This window comes from Duganella sp. sic0402 (assembly GCF_019219065.1).
In the GTDB taxonomy this organism is placed as follows: Bacteria; Pseudomonadota; Gammaproteobacteria; order Burkholderiales; family Burkholderiaceae_D; genus Rugamonas.
Map to the genome: position 1 here is coordinate 1 of NZ_JAHUWK010000044.1, position 283 is coordinate 283.

2 rRNA genes are annotated in these 283 nt (G+C 48.8%); both read right to left on the reverse strand.

Going from position 1 to position 283, the window contains the following annotated elements:
* A 5S ribosomal RNA gene (gene rrf / locus KW842_RS27235) occupies nucleotides 1-93 on the reverse strand; the annotation flags it as partial.
* A gap of 111 nt (nucleotides 94-204) precedes the next feature.
* Nucleotides 205-283 (reverse strand): 23S ribosomal RNA (locus KW842_RS27240); the annotation flags it as partial.

Sequence of the window (283 nt, forward strand, 5' to 3'; positions counted from 1 at the left end):
CACACTGGTTGCAGCACTATCATCGGCGTAGAGTCGTTTCACGGTCCTGTTCGGGATGGGAAGGGGTGGGACCGACTTACTATGGTCATCAAGCTTTGACTTGTAGGCAGTGCCGCTGTTCTGAGCGACACTGCGCAATCGGGAAGAAGTAAAGTATGGGGTATTAACTCATCAAGAGTAAATGCGTATAACCGTCAAGGTTATAGGGACAAGCCGTACGGGCAATTAGTATCAGTTAGCTTAATGCATTACTGCACTTCCACACCTGACCTATCAACGTCCT